The sequence below is a fragment of the Micromonospora sp. WMMD735 genome (assembly GCF_049178995.1).
GTDB classification, from domain to species: Bacteria; Actinomycetota; Actinomycetes; order Mycobacteriales; family Micromonosporaceae; genus Micromonospora; species Micromonospora wenchangensis.
This window is the reverse complement of sequence record NZ_JBMHMJ010000002.1, coordinates 3,978,289-4,000,948: the sequence shown is the minus strand read 5'-3', so window position 1 is coordinate 4,000,948 and position 22,660 is coordinate 3,978,289. Positions and strand designations below refer to the sequence as shown.

Here is a 22,660-nt window from a genome sequence, read left to right as displayed (position 1 = left end):
CCACCGTCCAGGACGGTACCGTGCGAATCATGGAGAACCCGCTGACCCCCGAGGTCCTGGCCGATCCGGTGGCGCTGACCCGCGCCCTGGTCGACATCGAGTCCGTCTCCCTTGACGAGAAGGCCATCGCCGACTGCGTCGAGGAGGTGCTGCGCCGGGTGCCGCACCTGAGCACCTTCCGGCACGGCAACACCGTGATGGCGCGTACGGATCTCGGCCGGTCCTCGCGGGTGGTGCTCGCCGGGCACCTGGACACGGTGCCGCACAACGACAACTTCCCGTCGACCATGCGCGGGGACCTGATGTACGGCTGCGGCACCTCCGACATGAAGTCCGGGGTGGCCTTCGCCCTGCACCTGGCGGTGACCCTGCCCGACCCCCGGTACGACGTGACGTACTTCTTCTACGAGGCCGAGGAGATCGAATCCCGGTACAACGGGCTCACCCTGGTCGCCGAGGCCCACCCGGAGTGGCTGCGGGCCGACTTCGCGGTGCTGCTGGAACCGACGTACGGCATCGTGGAGGCCGGCTGCCAGGGGACCATGCGGGCGATCGTCACGGTGCCTGGCGAACGCGCCCACGTGGCCCGCTCCTGGCGCGGGGTCAACGCCATCCACGGCGCGTGCGAGGTGCTCCGCCGCCTCGGCGAGTACCGGGCCCGGCGGGTCACCATCGACGGCTGCGACTACCGCGAGGGCCTCAACGCGGTACGGATCGACGGTGGCGTGGCCGGCAACGTCGTCCCCGACCGCTGCGAAATCGAGATCAACTACCGGTACGCCCCGGACCGTGACCCGGCGGCGGCCGAGGCGCACCTGCGGGAGGTCTTCGCCGGCTACGACCTGGCGATCACCGACGCGGCGGCCGGCGCGGCCCCGGGACTCGACGCGCCGGTGGCCCGGGAGTTCCTGGCGGCCGTGGGCGCCGCCCCGATCGGCAAGCTGGGCTGGACCGACGTGGCCCGGTTCGCGGCGATGGGCATCCCCGCGCTGAACTTCGGCCCCGGCGACCCCAACCTCGCCCACCACAGGGACGAACACGTCGAACTCACCAAGATCCGCGACGGCGCCGCCACCCTCCACCGCTGGCTGACCCCCGCCTGACCCCCTGCGCCCCCCACCCCACCCCACCCCGCCCGCCCCGGGATCGCCCCGTTGATCAAGAGGTTTGCGTCATCGAGAGCGCTCTCCCGCCCCTCATTTCTCTTGATCACGACTCATTTCTCTTGATCACCGAGTGCAGGGCGGGCCTGGGCTGGCTGCGGGAGCGAGCCGGGTGTGGCGCGGGGGCTCGGCCAGGCGTGGGGCGGGGATGGGGAGCGGGCCGGCAGTATCGCGGGCCGGGTGGGAGTAGCGCGGGTCGGGTCGGCAGTAGCGCGGGCCGGGTCGGCGCAGCGCGGGTCGGGTCGGCGCGGAGGGCGGGGCCGGCGGGGTGGGGTGGGTGTGGTGAGGCCCCCGGGGTCGGGGGACCACGGGGGCCTCGGTGCGTACGGGTGGAGCATGTGCCGGCCAGGGGTGTGAGGCTGGGTGCCGGTCGGGTGGTGCGGGCCGGGGCTCCGGCCGGGCGACGCGGGTCGGGCCGGTGGTGTCAGACGCTGGTGAGGCGGGGATTGTCCGGTTCGGTGGGCTCGACGGACGCAGCGGCCGGCTCCACCGGCACCTCCAACTGTCGGGCGCGGCGGCGCTCGGCCACCACCTCGTTGATCCTTCGCTGCATCTGCCGACGGATCCGCATCCGTTCGTTGTTGCTGATCACGCTTGCTCCTCCCCCGAAGGCGCGCGCCGGGCCATACCCGGTATGTGAATAGTAAGACGTACGGGCGACAGAATTAGTTGCCCAAGATCGCGAACTTTTTCTGCGACCCGTCGGCCGGCACCGCCCTGACGTGCGTCTCCACTACGGTGGCTGTCATGAGTCAGACCAACGGGCGGCAGTCGGGCCGCGATCCGGAGCGGCACCGGGGGGCGGTCACGCTGCGCCGTGGCGCGATCCCCACCAGCACGGCTGACCAGCGGTTACTCGACTCCCGGGGGCGCAGCGACTGGAAGACGAAGGACGCCTGGCGGGCGCTGCGCATCCTCGCCGAGTTCGTCGAGGGTTTCGACACGTTAGCGGATCTACCGCCCGCGGTGAGCGTCTTCGGCTCCGCCCGTAGTAAACCCGACAGTCCCGAGTGCCGGCTGGCCGAGGAGTTGGGCGCGGGCCTCGCGCGGGCCGGTTACGCGGTGATCACCGGCGGTGGCCCCGGCGTGATGGAGGCGGCCAACCGGGGGGCCAGCGAGGCCGGCGGCCTGTCCGTCGGGCTGGGCATCGAACTCCCCTTCGAGCAGGGGCTCAACGACTGGGTCGACCTGGCCATCGACTTCCGCTACTTCTTCGCCCGCAAGACCATGTTCGTCAAGTACGCCCAGGCGTTCGTCGTCCTGCCGGGCGGCTTCGGCACCATGGACGAGCTGTTCGAGGCGCTGACGTTGGTGCAGACCGGGAAGGTGACCCGGTTCCCGGTGGTGCTGATGGGCACCGACTACTGGCGGGGGCTGCTCGACTGGCTGCGGGACAGCATGGCCGCCGAGGGCAAGATCGGCCCGGTGGACCTGGAGCTGATCTGCCTCACCGACGACGTGGACGCCGCGGTCCGGCACATCGTCGAGGCCGAGGCGGCGCTCGCCGCCGACCAGGAGGCGGTCCGCGAGGCGGCGGTGGCGCGTACCGCCGCCGACCAGCAGGCCGCCCGCCGGGCCGCCGACACCGCCACCCCCTCCCCGGGTGCGGCGTCCAACGGCACCGGGTCCGGTGGCGCGGGCCGGGGCGTCGTCGACGGTGGGGAGGGCTGAGCCGGTGGCGGCGATCTGTGTCTTCTGCGCGTCCTCCCGTACCCTCGACCAGCGCTGGCTGGAGTTGGCCGCCGAGACCGGCGCGGAGCTGGCCCGGCGCGGGCACACGCTGGTCAGCGGCGGCGGCTGCGTCGGCATGATGGGCGCGCTCGTCGACGGGGCGCGGGCGGCCGGCGGACGCACCGTCGGGGTGATCCCGCAGGCGTTGGTGGACCTGGAGGTCGCCGACCTGGCCTCGGACGAACTGCTCGTCACCGACAGCATGGGCAGCCGCAAGACCGTCATGATCGAGAAATCGGACGCGTTCCTCACCCTGCCCGGCGGACTGGGCACCCTGGACGAGCTGTTCGAGGTCTGGACCACCGCCACCCTGGCCATGCACACCAAGCCGATGGTCCTGGTCGACACCGACGGCTTCTACCGTCCGTTGCTCGACTGGCTGGCCACCATCACCGACCAGACCTTCCTGAAGCCGGCCGGCCTGGACCTGCTCACGGTCGCCCCGACCGTCGCCACCGCGATCGACGCCCTGGAGGCCCGGCTGCCCTGACCGAGGAGCCGGGCCGGGTCGGGTCACGCCGGGCCGGGGCGGGTCACGCCGGGCCGGTCGGCGCCGGGCCGGGCCGGGTCACGCCGCGCCGGGACAGGCCGGTCCGCGCCGGGTCGGACCCGGGCGGGGTGGTGCGGTGGGTGGTGTCGTACCGGCGTGGTGGGATGTGGGGGTGCAGGGGTACCGGCTGGTGCGCCGACCTGCCGGACCGGGCCCGCAGGACGGGCGGTCCGCCGCGAGCGTTCGGGGGGACGGTCGGCACGGCGGACCGGCCGAGGGGCCGGGTCGGGCCGGTGCCGGCGTCGAGGGGGAGCCGCGGCCCGGGGGGTCGGCGGGCGATGCGCTGCGTCCCGAGGGGGGACCACCGGCCCGGAGGCCGGCGGGCGATGGCGTGCGCCCCGACGACCTGCGCCCCGACGAGTGGCGGCACGATCCGCTCCAGGCGCAGGTCGTGGCGCACACCGACGGGCCGATGCTGGTCCTCGGCGGGCCGGGCACCGGCAAGACCGGCACCCTGGTCGAGGCGGTCGCCGCCCGGGTCGCCGAGGGGGTCGACCCGGAACGACTGTTGGTGCTCACCTTCAGCCGCCGGCAGGCCACCGGGCTGCGGCACCGGATCGAGGCCCGGATCGCCGCCGACGGCCACCGGGTGCTGCGGGAACCGCTGGTACGAACCTTCCCGGCGTACGCCTTCGGACTGCTGCGCCGGGCCGCCGCCGAGCGGGGCGAACCGTCCCCCCGGCTGCTCACCGGCCCGGAACAGGATCTGATCATCCGGGAGCTGCTCGACGTCGTCGGCGGCGAACCCGACGACGACCCGGTCGGCTGGCCGGACGACCTGCTCCCCGCCCTGCGTACCCGGGCGTTCGCCGCCCAGCTCCGTGACCTGCTGATGCGGGCGGCCGAACGCGGCGTCGGGCCGGTGGAGCTGGCCCGGCTGGGGGAGAAGCTGGGCCGTGCCGACTGGCCGGCCGCCGCCCGGTTCCTGCGGGAGTACGTCGCCGTCCTCGCCCTGCGCGACGTCGGCAACCGGGGTTCCGTGGCGTACGACCCGGCCGAGCTGGTACGGGCGGCCACCGGCATGCTCCTCGACGATCCGGAGCTGATGGCGGTCGAACGCCGTCGGCTGGCCCACGTCTACGTCGACGAGCTGGCCGACACCGACCCGGCCCAACAGGACCTGCTGGCCGTCCTGGCCGGTGGTGGCCGGTCCCTGGTGGCGTTCGCCGACCCGGACTCCTCCACGTACGCCTTCCGGGGCGCCGATCCGGCCGTGGTGACCGCCTTCCCGCACCGGTTCCGCACCGCCTCCGGAGCACCGGCGGCGCAGGTCACCCTGACCACCTCGTACCGGGCCGGTGCGGTGCTGCTCGGGGCCACCGGTCGACTCGCCCGGCGGCTGCGCGGCCCCGCCGGGCACCGGCGGCTGCGGCCCCTGCCCGACGCGCCGCCCGGCAGCGTCGAGGTGCGCACCTTCCGCTCGGCCACCAGCGAGGCCGCCTGGCTGGCCCACGCGCTGCGCTCCGCCCACCTGCTCGACGGGGTGCCCTGGTCGGCGATGGCGGTGCTGGTCCGCTCGACCCACCTGCACCTGCCGTCGCTGCGCCGGGCGCTGCACACCGCCGGGGTGCCCACCGTCGTGCACGGCGAGGACCTGCCGCTGCACCTGCAACCGGCGGTCGCCCCGCTGCTGCTCCTGCTGCGCTGCGCGCTCGAACCGGCCCGGCTCGACGAGGAGTCCGCGATCGCGCTGCTGCACTCGCCGCTGGGTGGGGCCGACCCGCTCGCCGAGCGGCGGCTGCGCCAGGGGCTGCGGGCGCTCGCGCTGGCCCGGGGCGACCGGCGGCCCTCCGGCGAGCTGATCGTCGAGGCGCTGGCCGACCCGGCGGAGCTGGCCGGCATCGAACGCCGCTGGGTCGAGCCGGCCCGTACGGTGGCGGAGCTGCTCGCCACCGCGCGGACGGCGGCGGCCGTGCCCGGGGCGACCGCCGAGGACGTGCTGTGGGCGGTGTGGGAGGCCAGCGGTCTCGCCGAACGCTGGGCCGGGGCGATCAACCGGGGGCGGGCGGCCACCGGGGAGCACGAGACCGCCCAGCGCTGGCGGGCCGAAGCCGCCGACCGGGACCTCGACGCGGTGCTGGTGCTCTTCGACGCGGCGGCCCGGTTCGTCGACCGGTTGCCCGGCGCGCGGACCGAGGTCTTCCTCGACCACGTCCTCGGCCAGGACCTGCCGGCCGACACCCTGGCGGCCAGCGCCGACCGGGGCGCGGCGGTCCGCCTGCTCACCGCGCACGCGGCGAAGGGCCTGGAGTGGGACCTGGTCGCGGTGGCCGGCGTGCAGGAGGGCGTCTGGCCCGACCTGCGGTTGCGGGGCAGCCTGCTCGGCTCCGAACGGCTGGTCGACGTGCTGGTCGGCCGGGCGGACGGCACCGGCACCCGGGCCAGCCTGGTCGGTCAGACCTCCGCCCTGCTCGACGAGGAACGCCGGCTGTTCCACGTCGCGGTGACCCGGGCCCGGCGTCGGCTGCTGGTCACCGCCGTCGCCTCGGCGGCCGTCGGCGGCGACGACCACGAGGAGCAGCCGAGCCGCTTCCTGCACGAACTCGGCGTCACCGGCCAGGACGGAGACGGCCCGACCAGAAGCGGCCCCACCCCGACCGCCCCCGACGGCGGCCCCACCCCGGGCTCGCCCGGCGGCGGGCCCGGTGAGGGCGGCGCGGGGGACGAGGCGGCCGAGGGGGAAGGGGGGCACGCGGCCGACAGCGGACCGGGCCGGTCATCCGACGGGGTCCCCGGGAAGGCGGGCGAGCAGCTCTCCGGGAAGGCGGGTGAGGATCTGCCCGCAGGGTCGGGTGAGGGCCTGCCCGCAGGGCCGGGTGACGACCCGGCCGGGGAACCGGGGGAGGAGTCGACCCGGGAGTTGCCCGTCGGGCGGCCACCGCGGGCGCTCACCCTCTCCGCGCTCGTCGCGGAGCTGCGTACCGCGATCGTCGATCCGGCGGCGTCGGTGGCCCGGCGGCGCGCGGCGGCGGCCGAACTGGCCCGGCTGGCCGCCGCCGGCATCCCCGGCGCGCACCCGGACGACTGGTGGGGCCTGCGCAGCCTCTCCGACGACCGGCCGCTGGCCGATGAAGGCGAACCGGTGCGGGTCACCCCGTCGGGGATGGAGAGCGCGCTGCGGTGCAGCCTGCGCTGGCTGCTCGAACGGCACGGCGGCAGCGGGCCGGCCAGCGCCGCCCAGGGAGTCGGCAACCTGGTGCACGCCGCGGCGATGCTGGCCGAGGACGCCAGCGCCGACCGGACGGCCCTGCTGGAGTACGTGGCCGCCCGGTTCGACGCGATCGAGCTGGCGGCCCGGTGGATGGTCGGCCCGGAACGGGAACGCGCCGAGGCCATGGTGGACAAGCTGCTGCGCTGGCTGGCCGGCAACCCGCGTCGACTGCTCGCCATCGAGCACGAGTTCGCGGTCCGCCTCGACGACCCGACCCGTCCGGTGGAGCTGACCGGCCGGGTCGACCGGCTGGAGGTCGACGCCGACGGCCGGCTCGTGGTGATCGACCTCAAGACCGGCAAGTCGACGACGGTCACCGAGCGGGAGATGGCCGAGCATCCGCAGCTCGGGGCGTACCAGGCGGCGGTGGAGGCGGGCGGGTTCGCCGAGTTCGGCGACGAGGCCGGGGGTGCGGCGCTGGTGCAGCTCGGCACCGGCGCGAAGGACGCCCGCGAGCAGACCCAGGCCGCCGCCGGGCAGGGCCCCGAGGCCGGCTGGGCCACCGCCCTGGTCCGGCGCACCGCCGATACGATGGCCGCCTCGACCTTCGCCGCCGTCGCCAACGCCAAGTGCCGGGTCTGTCCGGTGCGGACCAGCTGCCCGGTCTCCGGGCAGGGCCGGCAGGTCGTCGAGCCGCCGGCCACCGGCGAGCACCGGGCGGGCGGGGAGTGAACGTGTCGGCCGCGCCACCGACGACCGGGCGGCCGGGGCCGCGGCGTGTGACGAGGGGAGAGCGGTGACCCAGCCGACCCTGTTCAGCGCCGCCACCCCCGTGCCGCGTACCGCCGACGCCGGGCCGCGCTACACGCCGGTGGAGCTGGCCCGGCTGCTGCGGCTGCCCGCCCCCACGGCCGAGCAGGCCGCGATCATCGCGGCCCCGGTCGCACCACTGCTGGTGGTGGCGGGTGCCGGTTCGGGCAAGACCGAGACGATGGCCGCCCGGGTGGTCTGGCTGGTCGCCAACTCCTACGTCCGCCCGGAGCAGATCCTCGGGCTGACCTTCACCCGCAAGGCGGCCGGTGAGCTGGCGCACCGGGTGCGTACCCGGCTCGACCAGTTGGTGCGGCGGCTCGGGCGGCGGGCCCGCAACCCGCTGGACGATCCGCTGGCCGGCGAACCCACCGTCGCCACCTACCACTCGTACGCCGGGCGGATCGTCACCGAACACGGGCTGCGGGCCGGCTACGAGCCGACCACCCGACTGCTCACCGAGGCGTCCCGGTGGCAGCTCGTCGACCTGCTGGTGCGCAACTACGACGGCGACATGTCCGAGGTCGACCGGATGCCCAGCACCATCACCGACGCCGTCCTCGCCCTGGCCGGCGAACTGGACGAGCACCTGGTCGACCCGGACACGCTGGCCGCCTGGACGGGCCGGTTCTTCGCCGAGGTGCAGTCCCACCCGGGCCGCGTCTACGCCGACGTCCGCAAGGCCCTCCAACTGCAACGCACCCGGCTGAAGCTGCTGCCGCTGGTGCGGGCGTACGCCAGGCGCAAGGACGACTTCGAGGCGATGGACTTCGCCGACCAGCTCGCCCGCGCCGCCCGGGTGGCCCGCGACCACCCGGCGGTCGGCGCGGTCGAGCGGGACCGTTACCGGGTGGTGCTGCTCGACGAGTACCAGGACACCAGCCACGCCCAGGTGGTGCTGCTCAACCACCTCTTCGGCGGGGGTCACCCGGTCACCGCGGTCGGCGACCCCTGCCAGTCGATCTACGGCTGGCGGGGGGCCAGCGCCGGCACGCTCGACCGGTTCCCCACCGACTTCGCCCGTGCCGACGGCACCCCCGCCGGCACGATGAGCCTCACCACCAGTTGGCGTAACCGGCCGGAGATCCTCGGGGTGGCCAACGCGTTGTCGGTGCCACTGCGGGCGGCCGGCGCCCGGGTGCCGGAGCTGCGCGCCGCGTTGAGCGTCCGCGACCCGATCCCGCACCGCAGCCCGCGCGGGCGGGCCGCCGGCACCGTGCACTGCGCGCTGCTGCCCACGTACGTCGACGAGGCGGACTGGATCGCCGACAGCGTGCTCGCCGCCTGGCGGGGGGCGGCCCGGATGCCCGGTGCGCTGCCCGAACACATCCCGGTGCCGCAGCGTCCCCCCACCGCAGTGCTGGTCCGGGTCCGCAGCCAGATCCCGGCGATCGAGGCGGCCCTGCGGGCCCGGGGGCTGCCGGTCGAGGTGGTCGGCCTGGGCGGGCTGCTGGACACCCCGGAGGTGCGGGACGTGGTCTGCACCCTGCGGGTGCTCGCCGACCCGACCGACGGCGCGGCCCTGCTGCGCCTGCTGACCGGGGCGCGTTGGCGGATCGGTCCACGTGACCTGGTGGCCCTGCACCGGCGGGCGCGCGCCATCGCCCGCGCCCGCCGGGAGGTGACCGGCGACGACGGGCCGGAGATCGTGGTGGACGCCCTCGACGAGGCGACCCTGGTGGAGGCGCTGGCCGACCTGGGGCCGGCGCAGGCGTACTCGGCGGAGGGCTACGCGCGGCTGCGGTCGTACGGGATGGAACTGGCCCTGCTGCGTTACCGGCTGGACCAGACGCTGCCGGAGCTGATCGCGGACGTGGAACGCACCATCGGCCTGGACGTCGAGGTGGCGGTCCGGGCCGGCCGGGACGGCACCGGCGACGCCGGACTGGCCCGGGGGCACCTGGACGCGCTCGGTGACGTGGCGGCCCGGTTCAGCGGCGAGACCCCGGCGGCGACGCTCGCCGGTTTCCTGGCCTACCTGGCCGCCGCCGAGGACGAGGAGCGGGGGTTGTCCCCGGGCGAGGTGGAGGTGGTCGATGGCGCGGTGCAGGTGCTCACCGCGCACGCCGCCAAGGGCCTGGAGTGGGACGTCGTCGCGGTCGCCGGGCTGACCCGGGGCGGCTGGCCCGGTCAGGTCCGCAACTCCGACCACTGGCTGGGCGGGCTCGGGGTGCTGCCGTTCCCGTTGCGCGGCGACGCCGACGGGCTGCCCGTGCTCGACCTCGCCGAGGTGACCGACCAGCGGGGGGTGGCGCGGGCGGTGACTGATTTCACCGACGCCTGGCGGGCGCACGACGAACGCGAGGAACGCCGGCTGGCGTACGTGGCGGTGACCCGGCCCCGGCGGCTGCTGCTCTGCTCCGGGTACTGGTGGGGGGAGGGGACGAAGCGGTTCCGGGGCCCGTCGGTGCTGCTCCGTGAGGTGCACGACGCCTGCCTGGCCGGCGGCGACGGCCTGCTGATCGACGAGTGGGCGCCCGAACCGGCAGGTGACGCGGTCAATCCGACCACCGCGCTGGTGTTGCGGGCGGAGTGGCCCGCCGACCCGCTGGGCCCGCGCCGGCCGGCGCTGACCGAGGCGGCGGCCCTGGTCCGCCGTTTCCTCGCCGACCCCGACGCGGCCCGCCGCGATCCCGCGCCCGCCGTGGTGCCCGGCGACCCGCAGGTGGTGGCCCCGCAGCCGGTGTCCCCGCAAGCGACGGCCCCGCAGCCGGTGTCCCCGCAGCCGGTGTCCCCGCAGGCGACGGCCCCGCAGGCGACGGCCCCGCAGGCGACGGCCCCGCAGGCGACGGCCCCGCAGGCGACGGCCCCGCAGGTGGTGGCCCCGCCTCCCACAGGCACGCAGGCGGCGGGCAGGGGGGCGGCTGATCCGGAGGCGGCCGGTCCGGAGCCTGATCCGGAGGTGGTGCGGTGGCGGCGGGAGGCGGACCTCCTCCTGGCCGAGCGGGCGGAGCTGCTGCGGCAGGCCGAGGCCGTCGAGGTGACGCTGCCCGACCACCTGTCGGTGACCCAGCTGGTGGCCCTGCGCCGGGACCCGGCCCAACTCGCCCGTACCCTGCGCCGGCCGATGCCCACCCCACCCAGCCCGTACGCCCGGCGGGGCACCGCCTTCCACGCCTGGCTGGAGTCCCGCTTCGGGATCGACCGGCTGCTCGACGTGGACGAGTTGCCGGGTGCCGCCGACGCGGACGCCGCGCCCGACGGGGCGCTGGCCGAGCTTCAGGAGCGCTTCCTGGCCAGCGAGTGGGCCGACCGGGTGCCGGTGGAGGTGGAGGTGCCGTTCGCCACGGTGCTGGCCGGGGTGGTCGTCCGGGGCCGGATGGACGCCGTCTTCTCCCGCCCCGGCGGCCGGTACGACGTGGTCGACTGGAAGACCGGACGGCAGCCGACCGGCGCGGAGGCCGAGGTGGTCGCGGTGCAGCTCGCCGTCTACCGGCTGGCCTGGGCGGAGCTGGCCGGGGTGCCGGTGGACCGGGTGGGGGCCGCCTTCCACTACGTCCGGGAGGGGGTGACGGTGCGCCCGGCCGACCTGCTGGACGCCGACGGGCTGACCGCGATCATCGCCGGGTTGCCGGAAAACCCGGTGGGGGGTGGCGCGACGGGAGATCCGTGGTAGGTTGTTCTTGTTGCAGTTTTGGTTTCCAGAGACTCTGTGTGCGCCTGGCGGATTGTGGCCCCAGGCGCTCTTTGTTGTGTCCGGAGCTCTCCGGGCGGGGCGACCAAAAACAACAGGCGATTCGCGCACCCCGCGCGGAGCGCTGCTCTTCGGGCCCGCAACAGGTGCGGGTCCGACGTTCCGTCAAGGAGACGAAACAGATGGCAATTGGCACCGTCAAGTGGTTCAACGCTGACAAGGGCTTCGGCTTCATCACCCCGGACGGCGGCGGCGCCGACGTCTTCGCCCACTTCTCGGCGATCCAGTCCTCCGGCTACCGGAGCCTGGACGAGAACCAGCGGGTCGAGTTCGAGGTGACCCAGGGCCAGAAGGGCCCGCAGGCGGAGAACATCCGCCCGCTCTGATCTTCGGATCGACCGGTAACACCCTCCGGGTCCTCCGGACCCGGTGACGGACCGGTCCGCCGCGCCGCCCCCCGCTCCGGCGGGACGCGGCGTGCTGCGGCGGACCGGCCCGTACCCCATCGGTTCGTGCTTGTGAGTCCCCGACGGACTGCTCCGTCGGCGACCGCGCCGGCTCCCGGCGCCCTCCCTCGACACGTGCCGCGTCGAGGAAGGCATTCCGCATGACCATGACCATTCCCACCTTCGCCGCGACCGGCCTCGCGCCGGCGCTGCTCGCCGAGCTGACCAAGCAGGGCATCACCGAGCCGTTCCCGATCCAGACGGCCACCCTGCCGGATTCGCTTGCCGGCCGGGACGTGCTCGGCCGTGGCCGCACCGGCTCGGGCAAGACCCTCGCCTTCGGGCTCCCGCTGCTGCACCGCACCGCCGGCCACCGGGCCCGCCCCGGCCGCCCGCTCGCCCTGGTGCTGGTCCCCACCCGTGAACTGGCCGCCCAGGTCACCACGGCACTCACCCCGTACGCCCGGGCGCTGGGGCTGCGCTGTGTCACCGTGGTCGGCGGGCTCTCCCTGCAACGGCAGGCGGACGCCCTGCGCGCCGGTGCCGAGGTGCTGGTCGCCACCCCGGGTCGGCTGCACGACCTGATCAACCGGGGTGACGCCCGGCTCGACCAGGTCGCCATCACCGTGCTCGACGAGGCCGACCAGATGGCCGACATGGGCTTCCTGCCGCAGGTGACCAAGCTGCTGGAGCAGGTCGCCCCGAACGGCCAGCGGATGCTCTTCTCGGCGACCCTGGACGGCGGGGTGGACCGCCTCGTACGCCGGTTCCTCAGCAACCCGGTGTCGCACTCGGTGGACCCGGGCACCGCCACGGTGACCGCGATGACCCACCACGTCCTGCACGTCGACGCGGCCGACAAGCCCGCCGCGCTGACCCAGATCGCCGCCCGTGAGGGCCGCACCATCCTGTTCATGGCGACCAAGCACCGCGCCGACCGGATGGCCCGGCAACTGCTCGCCAAGGGCGTACGCGCCGCGGCGCTGCACGGGGGGAAGTCCCAGCCGCAGCGCACCCGCATCCTGGAGCAGTTCCGCACCGGTCAGGTGACCGCCCTGGTCGCCACCGACGTGGCGGCCCGGGGCATCCACGTCGACGGCCTCGACATGGTGGTCAACGTGGACCCGCCGACCGAGGCGAAGGACTACCTGCACCGGGGTGGCCGGACCGCGCGGGCCGGTGAGGCCGGCCAGGTGGTGACCCTGGTCCTGCCGGAGCAGCGCCGGGACGTCTCCCGGTTGATGAGCATCGCCGGTATCTCCCCGCAGTCGACCCAGGTGCGCCTCGGCGACGGTGCGCTGGCCCGGGTGACCGGGGCCCGGGAGCCGTCCGGCGTGCCGGTGACCATCGTCGCCCCGCAGCCCGCCCCGACCGCCCGGTCCCGTGCCGGTGCCGAGGGCGGTCGGTCCCATGCCGCCGGTGGCGAGGGCGGTCGTTCGCGGGCCGCCGTCGGTGGCGGTGGCGAGGGTGGCCGTCCGCACCGGACCTCGGGCCGGTCCCGCCGCCCGCGTCGCCCCCGTACCGCCTGACCGCCTGACCGCCGCGCGTTCCCGGTCCCGCCGCTGGCGGGCCCGGGATCGACCGGTCGGCGGAGATCGACTCAAGTGGGTCGATGTTGGGGTGATGGTCGGCCGGGTGACCGCAACGTCGGCCCAGGCGTGTTGATCTTGCAGCCGGGTGTGACTCGGGCGCGTGTCGTCGCAGTTCGCGGACGGTACGGGGTCGGGTGCGGACCCTCGGTGATCATGCGTCCGGGTCGGTCGGCTTGCCGGCTCTATTGCGTCCGATCGGTGACTGTTCCATTCGACCCGACTGGTCGAAGCTTGCTCCCGGGGGAAGAACCGGCCGGCACGGTCGGGCACGGGAGGGGTGACCATGGGGGGCGACGCTGAGTCGGGGGCGGGGCGCGAGCTACTGGTGGTGTTCGCCGTGGCGGGTGCCGGGCTCCTGCTCGCCATGGTCGCGGCGTTCGCGCCCTGGCACCCGAGGCCGGGGCGCAGCGCCCCGGCCGGGCTGGTCGAACTGCACAGCCCCGACGAGGGGCGTCCGCCGACGGTCGAGCTGACCGCCGGCTGAGCCTCCCGCGGGGGCCGGTGGGGGCGGTAGGTCCGGGCGTCCCGTCCGACCGTCGGGTCCTGGGGGACCGACGGCCGGACGGGCGTCCCGGGCGACCGGCGTCAGCGGGCCGGGGCCTGCTCCTGCTGGATGAGCAGGTCGGTCAGCGTGGTCCGGTCCACCACCACGGCTATCGCGCCGTCCACCGCGAGCCACACGTCGCGCAGGCCGGCGGCCACCCCGTGGTAGCCGGCGTCCTCGGCGGGCAGCCCCCGTACGGTGGTCAGCGAACCACCGACGGCACGCAGCACGTCCCCGACGCTGATCTCCGAGGCGGGACGGGTCAGTGCGTAGCCGCCCTCGGTGCCCCGGTGACTGTGCAGCAGGCCGGCGCGGCGCAGGTCGAGCAGGATGCCCTGGAGGAAGCTCAGCGGGATGCCCTGCGCCCGTGCCAGGCTCGCCGCCTTGACCAGTTCCCCACCGCCGTCGGGACGTCCGCCGTCACCGCCGTCGGGGCGGGTGGTCCCGCCGTCGCCGCCTGCGGCGACGGCGAGCATGGCCCGGAGCGCGTAGTCGCTGCGCGCGGAGATGTACACGTCACTGACCAGCCTGGTCCAGCACGCCCCAGCGACGGCGGATCGCCCGGTCGGCCGCCCCGAAGGCGGCGTCGACGACCAGACCGACGACCAGGATGACGATCATCGTGGAGAGCAGCCAGGGTGCGTCGGACAGTTCCCGGGAGTAGGTGAGCTGGGCACCCAGGGACGTCTGCGAGATGCCGACCACCAGCAGCTCGCCGGCCATCAGGCTGCGCCAGGAGAAGGCCCAGCCCTGCTTGAGCCCGGCGACGATGGCCGGCAGCGCGGCCGGCGCGATGACGTACCGGTAGAGGTTCAGCCCACGGGCGCCGAGGTTGCGCCCGGCCCGGACCAGCAGCGGTGGCACGTAGTCGACGCCGCTGATCACCCCGTTGGCGATGGACGGCGCGGCACCGAGCACCACCACGAAGAAGATCGCCTTCTCGCTCAGCTCGAACAGCAGGATGGCCAGCGGGAACCAGGCGATCGACGGCATCGTCTGCAACGCGGTGATCATCGAGCCGATCGCCGCCCGCAGCACCTTCGACCGGGCCACCGCCAGGCCGACGAGCAGGCCGACCGCGACGGAGAAGACGTAGCCGAGCGCGGCCCGTTGCAGGGTGGTGGCGAGCCCGTCCCAGAGCTGCCGGCCGCCGGCCTGCCGGGCCAGTTCCTCGGCGACGGTGACCGGGCCGGGCAGCGAGTACGGCGGCTTCCACCCGCTCCAGACCACCACCTGCCACAGCCCGATGGCGATGGCGAGCGCGGCGAGCTTGGGCCAGGTGGACGCCCAGAGGCGGGCCCCCCGGGAGACCTCCTTCTCCCGGCCGGCGATCTCCAGGGCGTCGAGCCCGGAGATCTCCGCGTCGGTGCGGGCCGCGCCGGTCAGGGTGTCATTTGCCATGGCGGCCCACCTCGGTACGGAGTCGGTCGGTGACCTCGGAGGCGATCGCGGCGATCTCGGGGGAGTCGATGCGCCGGGGTCGGGGCACGTTCACCTCCGTGGACCAGATGATCCGCCCGGGTCGGCTGCTGAGCAGGATGATCCGGTCGGCGAGCCGGGCCGCCTCCCGGACGTTGTGCGTCACGAACAGCACGGTGAGCTGCCGTTCCGCCCAGATGCGTTCGAGTTCGTCGTGCAGGATGTCCCGGGTCATCGCGTCGAGGGCGCCGAACGGCTCGTCCATCAGCAGGACCGGGGTGTCCAGGGCGAGGGTGCGGGCCAGGGCGACCCGTTGCCGCATGCCGCCGGACAGCTCGTGCGGGCGCTTGCGGCCGAAGTCGGACAGGTGGACGGTGCTCAGCAGCTCAGCCACCTTCTCCCGACGCTCGGCCCGGGGCAGCCCGCGCAGCTTCAACGGCACCTCGACATTGGCCTCGACGGTCAGCCACGGGAAGAGCGCCGGCTCCTGGAACATCAGGCCGGGGTGGGCGTCGTCGGCCACCGTGATGGTGCCGCCCTGTGCCCGGTCCAGCCCGGCGACGAGGTTGAGCAGGGTGCTCTTGCCGCAGCCGGACGCGCCGACGAGGCAGACGAACTCCCCGGGCCGGACGTCGAGGCTGACCCCGTCCAGGGCGAGGACGGCGTTCGTCCCGCGCCCGTACACCTTGGTCACGCCGGAGAGCGCGACCGCGGCGGTCGCGCTCTGCGGCGGCGTCGTGGTCGACGTCACGGCTGGGTGACCTCGGCCTGGCCCTGCGTCTTGAGCACCTCGTTGAGGTACTTCAGGTCGTAGAGGCCGTTCAGGTCGACCGGCTGGGTCAGTTCGACCGCGACGGCGTGGTCGAGCCCGGTCTTGAGCGAGGACGCGATCGGGTCGTTGGTGAACAGCAGGGTGGGCCACGCCTGCTTGATCAGCTTCAGGTCCAGCGGCTTGCCGGTGATCCTGCCGAGGTGGTCGGAGATGGCCTGCTGCGCCTCGTCCGGCTTGGTGTTGACGAAGTCGTTCGCCGCCACCTGCGCCTCGACCAGCTTCTTCACCGTCTCGGGGTGGGCCTTGAGGAACTTGGTGGAGACGATCAGGTTGGTGATGACGAACTTCTTGTCCGGCCAGAGGTCCCGCTCGTCGACGAGGACCGTGCCGCCCGCGTTGACCAGCCGGGAGACGAACGGCTCGGGCACCCACGCGCCGTCGATCGAGCCGCTGGAGAAGGTCTCCACCGTCTGGGCGTTCTCCTGCGGGACGATCTTGACGTCGCCGCCGCCCTCCTTGGTGGTCTTGAGGCCCTTCTCCTTGAGCCAGTAGCGCAGGGCGACGTCCTGGGTGTTGCCGAGCTGCGGGGTGGCGATCTTCTTGCCGCGCAGCTGGTCTACCGAGGTGATCCCGGGCTTGACCACCAGGGCGACCCCGCCGGACGCGGCGCCGGAGATGACCCGGACGGCCTCGCCCTTGGACTTGGAGAACGCGTTGACCGTCGGGTTCGGGCCGATGTACGTGGCGTCCAGCGCGCCGGAGAAGATCGCCTCGATGGCGGCCGGGCCGGCGTTGAAGGTCTTGGGGTCCAGCTTGACGTCGCTGCCGAGCTTCTCGGCGAAGATGCCCTTCTCGACGCCGACCACGGCCGGGGCGTGCGTGATGTTGGGGAAGTAGCCCAGCCGCAGCGTGACGGGGCCGGAGTCGCCGCCGGCGTTGTCGTCGTCGCCGCCGCACGCGGCGGTGGTGCCCATCGTGGCCACGCCGACGGCGGCGAGGGTGGCGAGGGAGAGCAGCCGACGGAAGGGGAGCCGTCTCATCATCTGTCCAATCCGCAGTATTCCTATTTAGTTGGTAGGAAGAGTGGGTCAGGACTCCGATGGCGTCAAGCGCCGTCCGCATCATGGGATGTCGGGTCTCAGATATTCCTGGTTTTCCTACCTTCTTGATAGGTTTAGCTGCCCCCGGCGAGGTACACCGGGCGGGACACGGCGAGAGGGCGGCCGACATGACCTTCCACTGGTTCCTCCCCACCTCCGGCGACGGCGACCAGGTCGGCGCGGCCACCGTCACCGCCGGCGCGGCCCGGCACGCACGGGCCGCCACCGTCGGATATCTGACCGAGGTGGCGCGGGCCGCCGAGGCGGGCGGGTTCAGCGCCCTGCTCACCCCGGTCGGCTCCGGCTGCCCCGAGCCGTGGATCGTCTGCGCGGCGGTCGCCCAGCACACCGAGCGGATCGGCCTGCTGGTCGCCGTGCGCGCCGGCTTCGCCCTGCCCACCCTGGTCGCCCAGCAGGCCGAGGCGTTCCAGGCGGTCTCCGGCGGTCGGCTCGCGCTCAACGTCGTCACCGGCGGCGACCCCACCGAGCAGCGGGCGTACGGCGACTTCCTCGACCACGACGCGCGCTACGCGCGTACCGGTGAGTTCATCGAGGTGCTCCGCCGCTCCTGGCGCGGCGGCCCGTTCGACTTCGCCGGTGAGCACTACCGGGTCGACGGCGGCGGGCTCGCCCGGCCGCTGGCCGACCCGCCGCCGGTCTACCTCGGCGGTGCGTCCCCGGCCGCCGAGGCGGTCGCCGCCCGGCAGGCCGACGCGTACCTGATGTGGGGCGAGCCGCCGGCGGCGATCGCCACCCGGGTGGCCCGGGTCCGGGCTCGCGCCGCCGAGTTGGGTCGCACCCTGCGCACCGGGCTGCGGCTGCACGTCATCGCCCGGCACACCGCCGCCGAGGCGTGGGCCGAGGCCGACCGGCTGCGGGCCGGGATGAGCCCCGAGCGGATCGCCGCCGCCCAGGCCCGGTTCGGCCGGATGGACTCCGTCGGTCAGGCCCGGATGACCGCGCTGCACGGCGGCGGCAGCGGACGCCTCGCCGTCGCGACGAACCTGTGGGCCGGCATCGGCCTGGTCCGCGAGGGGGCGGGTACCGCCCTGGTCGGCAGCTACGCCGAGGTCGCCGCCCGGATCGACGAGTACGCCCACAGCGGCGTCGACGAGTTCATCCTCTCCGGCTGGCCGCACCGGGAGGAGGCGGAACGCGTCGGCGCGGAGGTGCTGCCCCGGGTCACCGCGCTGCCCGTCGCGGTGTCGCACTGAGACGCAGGCCGAGGACGGCGGTGTCACCGCTGGCGACACGCTAGGGTCGATCACGTGCCGACCCGGAGAGCGAGAATTCCAGCGACGAAATACCCGGTCGAGCGGTTCACCCTCGACAACGGCCTACGGGTGGTGCTCACCCCGGACCGCAGCGCCTCGGTGATCGGCGTGGCGGTGGTCTACGACGTCGGCATCCGCTCCGAGCCGCAGGGGCGGACCGGCTTCGCCCACCTCTTCGAGCACCTGATGTTCCAGGGCTCGGAGAACCTGGAGAAACTGGCCCACTTCCGGCACGTGCAGGGTGCCGGCGGCACCTTCAACGGCTCCACCCACCTGGACTACACCGACTACTACGAGACGCTTCCCGGCAACGCCCTGGAACGGGCGCTGTTCCTGGAGGCCGACCGGATGCGCGGCCCCCGGCTGACCGAGGAGAACCTGCGCAACCAGGTCGACGTGGTCAAGGAGGAGATCCGGGTCAACGTGCTCAACCGGCCGTACGGCGGGTTCCCCTGGCTGACCCTGCCGCCGGTGATGTTCGACACCTTCCCCAACGCGCACGACGGCTACGGCTCCTTCGACGACCTGGAGTCGGCCACCGTCGCCGACGCCGCCGACTTCTTCCGCCGCTACTACGCCAGCGGCAACGCCGTGCTCGCGGTCAGCGGGGACATCGACGTCGCGGAGGCGACCGCCCTGGTCGAACGGCACTTCGGCGACGTGCCGGCCCGGCCCGCCCCGGAGCGCCCCGACTTCACCGAGCCCGACCTGACCGTCGAGCGGCGCACCGCGTACACCGACCAGTTGGCGCCGCTGCCGGCGGTGGCCTCGGCGTGGCGGGTGCCCGACCCGGTCGGCGACTTCGCCGGCTACCTGCCCTACGTGGTGCTCGCCGAGGTGCTCACGGACGGGGACGCGTCCCGGCTGGTGGAGCGGATGGTGCAGCGGGACCGCAGCGTCACCGGCCTCGGCGGCTACCTCGGGTTCATGGGTGACCCGTTCGACGTCCGAGACCCCACCGCGTTGCTGCTCCAGGCGCACCTGCCGCCCGGCGGCGACGTCGACAAGGCGCTGCGCACCATCGACGAGGAGTTGGACCGGCTGGCCACCGACGGATTGACCGACGGCGAACTGGCCCGCACCCAGGCACGGATGGCCACCCACCTGCTGCGGGACACCGACGCGGTGCTCGGCCGGGCGCTGCGGATGGCGGTGCTGGAGCAGCAGCGCGGCGAGCCGGGCCTGCTCAACGACCTGCCCCGGCTGGTCGGCGAGGTCACCGAGGACCAGGTCCGCGCTGCCGCCGCCACCCTGCGCCCGGAACGCCGCGCCTCCATCGAGGTCATCCCCGGAGGTGCCCGATGAGCGCGAGGAGCGAGCCGGGTTTGCGAGCCCCGCAGTCGCGAACGAAGGGAACACCGTGACCACCGCCAACCGGGCGCTTCCGCCGCTGGGGCCGAACCGGCGGCTGAAGCTGCCCCGGCAGGCCGAGCGGCGGCTCCCCAACGGGCTCACCGTGATCGCGGTACGCCGGCCCGCCGTACCCCTGGTCGAGCTGCGGCTGTGGATGCCGTTCGGCCGGACCCACCTGGCCCGGGGCGCGATGCTCGCCGAGACGGTGCTGGCCGGCACCGGCACCCGTACCGCCACCGAGATCGCCGCCGAGTTGCAGAAGGTCGGCGGCGGGCTCTCGGCCGGGGCGGACCCGGACCGGCTGATGCTCTCCGGCGCGGGCCTGGTCACCGGGCTGGACCGGATGCTGGAGATCCTGGCCGACGTGTTGACCGACGCCAGCTACCCGGCCGACTGGGTGCAGACCGAGCGGGACCGGCTGGTGGACCGGATCCAGGTGGCGCTGAGCCAGCCCGCCCACCTGGCCCGGACGGCGCTGCTGCGGCGGATGTACGGCCGGCACCCGTACGCGGTGCAGACCCCGGAGCCGGACCAGGTCCGCGCGGTCCGGCCGGCGGCGCTGCGCCGGTTGCACGCCGAGCGGGTGCATCCGGCCGAGGCGGTGCTGGTGCTGGTCGGCGACGTCCAGCCGGAACGCGCGCTGGATGCGGCGGAGAAGGCGCTGGGCGGTTGGACGGGGGACAGCAGGGGCGCCACGTTGCCGCCCGCGCCGCCGCTGGAACCCGGTCCGCTGCTGCTGGTGGACCGGCCGGGTTCGGTGCAGTCGTCGCTGCGGATCGCGTTGCCGGCGGTGCCCCGGACCCATCCGGACCACGCCGCGCTGCAACTGGCGAACCTGATCTTCGGCGGGTACTTCTCGTCCCGCTGGACGGAGAACATCCGGGAGGACAAGGGCTACACCTACGGCCCGCACTCGTCGGTCGAGCACTCGGTGGCCGGTTCGGTGCTGGTCGCCGGGGCCGAGGTGGCCACCGAGGTAACCGGGCCGGCCCTGCTGGAGACCACGTACGAGCTGGGCCGGCTGGCGTCGTTGCCGCCGGGGGCGGACGAGTTGGAGCAGGCCCGCCAGTACGCCCTGGGCACGCTCCAGCTCGGCATCTCCACCCAGGCCGGGCTGGCCGCCCTGACCAGCGCGTATGCGGGCAGCGGGCTGCGGCTGGACTTCCTCGCCGAGCACTCCGCCCGGCTGGCGAAGGTCACCGTCGACGACGTCGCCGAGGTGGGTGCCCGTTACCTCGCCCCGGCGGGGGCGGTGGTGGTGGTGCTCGGTGACGCCGAACGGATCGCCGGTCCGCTGGCCGCCCTCACCCCGGTCCGGACGGAGCCGGCGTGAGTGGGGAGACCGCGCCGCCGCTGGCCCGGTCCACCCTGGACCGGGCGGCGCACCGGCGTACCGACCCGCAGTGGCTGGCGCAGGCGTGGCGGCGGGCCCGGGTGCTGGTGCTGGACTCGACCCGGGACGGGCGGGCCCTGGTCCGTGCCGACGCGAACCCGCCGGTGCTGGTGCTGCGGGACGCCGCCGAGGTCGGCCCGCCGGGGCAGGCGTACCCGCTCTTTCTCGGGGTGGAGCCGGACGGGGTGCCGGTCTTCGCGGTGGACGCCCCGCTGCCGGAGCTGCCGGGTACCCGGGAGGCCAACCTGCGGGAGATCGGCCACCTGCTCGACGACCGGGACGCGGGGATCTTCACCACCGCGCTCGCCCTGGTCAACTGGCACCTGGGGCACGGCTGGTCACCCCGGTCGGGGCAGCGGACCGAGGTCGCCGAGGGCGGCTGGACCCGGGTGGGCACGGACGGTGACCGGATGTGGCCGCGTACCGATCCGGCGATGATCGTCCTGGTGCACGACGGGGTGGACGGCCCGGACGGGCGTTGCCTGCTCGGCAACAACGCCGCCTGGCCACGGACCCCGGGGCAGCGGCGGTTCTCCTGCCTCGCCGGGTACGTCGAGCCGGGCGAGTCCGCCGAGGCGGCCGTGCTGCGCGAGGTCCGCGAGGAGGTCGGCGTCGGGGTCGAGCGGATCACGTACGCGGGCAGCCAGGCCTGGCCGTTCCCCGGCTCGCTGATGCTGGGCTACCTGGCCGAGGCGGACCCGGGGGAGCCGGTGCGGGTCGACCCGACGGAGATCGCGTACGCCCGCTGGTTCACCAGGCGGGACATCGGCGCGGTGCTGGCCGGTCGGGCGGTGGACGCCGGGGACGGCGACCGGGTGATCCTGCCGCCGCCGTCGTCGATCGCGTTGTTCCTGATCCACCGCTGGCTCGACGGCCACTGCTGACCGGTCCCGGCCCCGGGCCGTCGTTGCCGCGACGGGCCCCGGACCGGGATCGCGGGCCGTCGTGGCCGGGCGGGGAGTCGACCCGGCGGGGCCGGACCGGCCACGACGGACGGCGGGTCAGCCGGGCGGGTTGCGGTGCCGTCGGCCGGGTTCGCCGAGTGGCAGCACCTTGACCCGCTGCCGGCCGGCGCGGACGGCGCCCACGGTGGACAGGGCCCGGGCCAGCAGCAGGGCGGCGTCCCGGTCCTCGGCGTGCACGGTCTGGCGGCGCAGTTCGGGGGTGGTGGTCTCGTTGCGTAGGCAACCTCCGCCGGCCCAGGTGGCGGCGAGGTCGATGTCGGCGGCGGTGCGGATGTCGGTGCGGACGATCAGGTAACGCATGGTGGTCTCCGGACGGAGCGCGGGTGGCCGGCTACGTTGTGGAACTTCCACGTCACTGGATCGTCATGTTACGCCCGCCGGTGCTCCCGGCAAGGGAATCGCCGGCCTTCGACCGGGTCCTGTCCGATCATCCGATGCCTGCTCAGGCAGGCCGCCGCGCCGAGTCGACGGGTGTGGCGGCGCGACGACGCGGGGCCGCCGGCAGCCTGCCGACGACCCCGCTGCGGTGACCGGATCAGTCGAGGGTGAACTCGCCGTCCCTGGTGCCCCGGAGGAAGCCGAGCCAGCCGGCGCGCGGGAACAGCAGCACCGGGCCGTCCGGGTCCTTGCTGTCCCGCAGCGCCACCTCGGTCGTCGCGGTGCGCAGCCGGGCGACCTCCACGCAGTTGGAGGTCTGGCTTCGGCTGCTCTTGTGCCAGCGCAGGTCGGCGGGCACGGTCTGGATCTCGTTCATGGCTCTGCT

At 74.5% G+C, this 22,660-nt stretch carries 19 protein-coding genes; 12 read left to right on the top strand and 7 right to left on the bottom strand.

The features are described 5' to 3' along the window. The first annotated feature begins 29 nt into the window (after positions 1 to 29). Positions 30 to 1,103, top strand: a complete 1,074-nt coding sequence (dapE, locus tag ACN268_RS16965) for a succinyl-diaminopimelate desuccinylase (RefSeq protein ID WP_421484010.1) — start codon at positions 30 to 32, stop codon at positions 1,101 to 1,103. Between the two features lie 484 nt (positions 1,104 to 1,587). On the opposite strand, the gene ACN268_RS16960 is transcribed toward dapE, so the two are convergent. Next, on the bottom strand, positions 1,588 to 1,755 hold the full coding sequence (locus tag ACN268_RS16960; protein ID WP_421484009.1) for a hypothetical protein: 168 nt from the start codon (positions 1,753 to 1,755) through the stop codon (positions 1,588 to 1,590). Positions 1,756 to 1,910: 155 nt separating this feature from the next. Here ACN268_RS16960 and ACN268_RS16955 point away from each other — a divergent pair, with 155 nt between their 5' ends. The 7 genes from ACN268_RS16955 to ACN268_RS16925 all read left to right on the top strand — a co-directional run bounded on the left by ACN268_RS16955 (position 1,911) and on the right by ACN268_RS16925 (position 13,561). Next, positions 1,911 to 2,834 carry a TIGR00730 family Rossman fold protein gene (locus ACN268_RS16955; RefSeq protein WP_421484008.1) on the top strand — a complete coding sequence of 308 codons (924 nt, stop codon included), beginning with the start codon at positions 1,911 to 1,913 and terminating at the stop codon, positions 2,832 to 2,834. A gap of 4 nt (positions 2,835 to 2,838) precedes the next feature. Further along, on the top strand, positions 2,839 to 3,384 hold the full coding sequence (locus ACN268_RS16950; protein ID WP_421484007.1) for a TIGR00730 family Rossman fold protein: 546 nt from the start codon (positions 2,839 to 2,841) through the stop codon (positions 3,382 to 3,384). A 172-nt stretch (positions 3,385 to 3,556) separates the two neighbouring features. Beyond that, the gene (locus tag ACN268_RS16945) at positions 3,557 to 7,327 is read left to right on the top strand and encodes an ATP-dependent helicase (protein ID WP_421486918.1); all 3,771 of its coding nucleotides are present in this window, start codon (positions 3,557 to 3,559) and stop codon (positions 7,325 to 7,327) included. 64 nt (positions 7,328 to 7,391) lie between these two features. Next, entirely contained in the window at positions 7,392 to 11,021 is a 3,630-nt protein-coding gene (locus ACN268_RS16940; RefSeq protein ID WP_421484006.1) for a UvrD-helicase domain-containing protein, read from the top strand. A gap of 200 nt (positions 11,022 to 11,221) precedes the next feature. Next, positions 11,222 to 11,425 (top strand): transcription antiterminator/RNA stability regulator CspE, encoded by a 204-nt coding sequence (gene cspE / locus ACN268_RS16935; protein ID WP_007464836.1) that lies wholly within the window; start codon positions 11,222 to 11,224, stop codon positions 11,423 to 11,425. A 221-nt stretch (positions 11,426 to 11,646) separates the two neighbouring features. Then, positions 11,647 to 13,014 carry a DEAD/DEAH box helicase gene (locus ACN268_RS16930; protein WP_421484005.1) on the top strand — a complete coding sequence of 456 codons (1,368 nt, stop codon included), beginning with the start codon at positions 11,647 to 11,649 and terminating at the stop codon, positions 13,012 to 13,014. 346 nt (positions 13,015 to 13,360) lie between these two features. Further along, positions 13,361 to 13,561, top strand: coding sequence for a hypothetical protein (locus tag ACN268_RS16925; protein ID WP_421484004.1), 201 nt, complete (start codon positions 13,361 to 13,363; stop codon positions 13,559 to 13,561). 101 nt (positions 13,562 to 13,662) lie between these two features. Here the strand turns inward: ACN268_RS16925 and ACN268_RS16920 are convergent, their stop codons facing one another. The 4 genes from ACN268_RS16920 to ACN268_RS16905 are packed head-to-tail and all read right to left on the bottom strand — an operon-like array spanning position 13,663 to position 16,852. Beyond that, positions 13,663 to 14,136, bottom strand: a complete 474-nt coding sequence (locus ACN268_RS16920) for an RrF2 family transcriptional regulator (protein ID WP_421484003.1) — start codon at positions 14,134 to 14,136, stop codon at positions 13,663 to 13,665. Between the two features lies 1 nt (position 14,137). Beyond that, the gene (locus ACN268_RS16915; RefSeq protein ID WP_088644248.1) at positions 14,138 to 15,022 is read right to left on the bottom strand and encodes an ABC transporter permease; all 885 of its coding nucleotides are present in this window, start codon (positions 15,020 to 15,022) and stop codon (positions 14,138 to 14,140) included. Beyond that, entirely contained in the window at positions 15,012 to 15,791 is a 780-nt protein-coding gene (locus tag ACN268_RS16910) for an ABC transporter ATP-binding protein (protein ID WP_421484002.1), read from the bottom strand. The genes ACN268_RS16915 and ACN268_RS16910 overlap by 11 nt, the downstream gene beginning before the upstream one ends. Then, the gene (locus ACN268_RS16905) at positions 15,788 to 16,852 is read right to left on the bottom strand and encodes an ABC transporter substrate-binding protein (RefSeq protein ID WP_421484001.1); all 1,065 of its coding nucleotides are present in this window, start codon (positions 16,850 to 16,852) and stop codon (positions 15,788 to 15,790) included. Before ACN268_RS16905 ends, ACN268_RS16910 begins: the two co-directional genes overlap by 4 nt. 188 nt (positions 16,853 to 17,040) lie before the next feature. Between ACN268_RS16905 and ACN268_RS16900 the strand changes: the two genes are divergently transcribed. Genes ACN268_RS16900 through nudC form a run of 4 tightly spaced genes read left to right on the top strand, consistent with a single transcriptional unit; the run spans position 17,041 to position 21,816 of the window. Continuing rightward, positions 17,041 to 18,126, top strand: coding sequence for an LLM class flavin-dependent oxidoreductase (locus tag ACN268_RS16900; RefSeq protein ID WP_421484000.1), 1,086 nt, complete (start codon positions 17,041 to 17,043; stop codon positions 18,124 to 18,126). Between the two features lie 54 nt (positions 18,127 to 18,180). Beyond that, a complete protein-coding gene (locus ACN268_RS16895; RefSeq protein WP_204926774.1) occupies positions 18,181 to 19,491 on the top strand; it encodes a M16 family metallopeptidase in 1,311 nt (436 codons plus the stop codon). 55 nt (positions 19,492 to 19,546) lie between these two features. Next, the gene (locus tag ACN268_RS16890; RefSeq protein WP_421483999.1) at positions 19,547 to 20,872 is read left to right on the top strand and encodes a M16 family metallopeptidase; all 1,326 of its coding nucleotides are present in this window, start codon (positions 19,547 to 19,549) and stop codon (positions 20,870 to 20,872) included. Next, the gene (gene nudC, locus ACN268_RS16885; protein WP_421483998.1) at positions 20,869 to 21,816 is read left to right on the top strand and encodes an NAD(+) diphosphatase; all 948 of its coding nucleotides are present in this window, start codon (positions 20,869 to 20,871) and stop codon (positions 21,814 to 21,816) included. Before ACN268_RS16890 ends, nudC begins: the two co-directional genes overlap by 4 nt. Before the next feature lie 117 nt (positions 21,817 to 21,933). On the opposite strand, the gene ACN268_RS16880 is transcribed toward nudC, so the two are convergent. Together ACN268_RS16880 and ACN268_RS16875 are read right to left on the bottom strand one after the other, a co-directional pair. Beyond that, on the bottom strand, positions 21,934 to 22,197 hold the full coding sequence (locus ACN268_RS16880) for a hypothetical protein (protein WP_204926777.1): 264 nt from the start codon (positions 22,195 to 22,197) through the stop codon (positions 21,934 to 21,936). A 235-nt stretch (positions 22,198 to 22,432) separates the two neighbouring features. Beyond that, positions 22,433 to 22,651, bottom strand: coding sequence for a DUF397 domain-containing protein (locus tag ACN268_RS16875; protein WP_421483997.1), 219 nt, complete (start codon positions 22,649 to 22,651; stop codon positions 22,433 to 22,435). Positions 22,652 to 22,660: the final 9 nt, after the last annotated feature.